Genomic DNA, 1412 nt, shown 5'->3' on the forward strand with positions numbered 1-1412 from the left:
AGTATAGCTTTGAGATAGTCTTTTGTTAATCGGCCTAATATCTTTGGTCAGATAATGCCAGCCTGTAACTCTGTTAGTATAAAGTCTGCGTCCGATGTTCCCGTTCATAAAATGGTAGAAGTAGTAAAGTATAGCGAGAAGTATAAAGCTGTCTGGGATGCTTTTGTGGAAGGCTCCAAGAATGGCACATTCTTATTTTACCGCGACTACATGGAGTATCATGCCGACCGCTTTACGGATCATTCGTTGCTCATCTATAAGAAAGGAAAGCTTGTAAGTTTATTGCCAGCCAATGAAGTGGGGCAGGAGCTGCATAGCCACAGTGGCTTAAGCTACGGCGGCTTTATAACCGATAAGCGGATGAAGAGTACGCTGATGCTGAAGGTGATTGCCTCAGTAAAACTATACTTGCAGGTATTGGGGTTTAGAAGTGTCAAGTATAAAGCTATTCCTCATATTTATCATCAGCAGCCCGCTGAAGAAGATCTTTATGCCTTGTTTCGGGAGGGGGGCGTTCTTTATCGTCGTGACGTAAACTCTGTGATTGAGCTACAAAAAAGCCATCCATACTCTAAGGATAGGCGGTGGCGCTTGTCTCAGGGGAGGAGAACTCTCGTTCAACTGGAGGTGTCACGCTGCTTTAATAGCTTCTTTGACCTGAGCAAGAAACGCTTGAAGGATAAGTATAATCTAAGCCCGATACATACTGCGGAAGAAATGCAGCAGCTCGCTACGGTATTTCCTGAGAATATCAAGCTTTATGCTGCTACAAAAGATGGAGCGTTATTGGCAGGGGCGCTTATGTATGAAACCTCTACAGTGGCGCATGCGCAATACCTCGCTGCTTCTGAAAAAGGCCGAAATCTACATGCCCTGGAGGTGCTTGTCGATTGGCTATTAACCGAAGTGTATCCTCACAAGTCATACTTCAGTTTTGGTGTTTCTACAGAGCAGCAGGGGCAATACCTGAACGAGGGGCTGGTGTGGAACAAAGAAAGCTACGGCGCACGCACCATAGTTCATGACTTTTATGAAATTCAACTCTAAGAGGCTGTGTAAAATTCATCCTTTGTGCTGCAAATCGCCTGTAAAGGAACCTGTCTTCACGCTTTTCTCGCCCCATAGCGCTGCTATGCAGCTCTAACACCGATTTGCCAAACCCTTTCCATTCAGCTTTCGCTTGCTAAAACGAAATGTAAACAAGCTCTAATTAGGAAGCAGAGAGAAGCTTAGATCAAATTTTTACTAGAGTAGTGGCAGAGGGTGCTTTACCAAAGTTAGTGAGGTGCCCTCTTTTTTTATGCATGCATGCCAGTTCTGCTAGAGGGGCTCGTGAGCTGTCAAAACATTGCTATATCCTTTCCTCCCTCTTTCTCTTTTTTTAGTCTGTGCTTGTTCAGGTTTTCCAATCA

1 protein-coding gene is annotated in these 1412 nt (G+C 44.6%); it reads left to right on the top strand.

All coding sequences use genetic code 11. The features are described 5' to 3' along the window. Positions 1-111 precede the first annotated feature (111 nt). The gene (locus tag ACFQ2O_RS21585) at positions 112-1047 is read left to right on the top strand and encodes a GNAT family N-acetyltransferase (protein WP_377532967.1); all 936 of its coding nucleotides are present in this window, start codon (positions 112-114) and stop codon (positions 1045-1047) included. Positions 1048-1412: the final 365 nt, after the last annotated feature.

It is taken from the genome of Pontibacter rugosus, assembly GCF_042678745.1.
GTDB lineage: Bacteria > Bacteroidota > Bacteroidia > Cytophagales > Hymenobacteraceae > Pontibacter > Pontibacter rugosus.

What these genes read in the sequence shown, in the direction of transcription:
- ACFQ2O_RS21585 (WP_377532967.1), top strand. Translation starts at nt 112, where the DNA reads ATGGTAGAAGTAGTAAAGTATAGCGAGAAGTATAAAGCTGTCTGGGAT.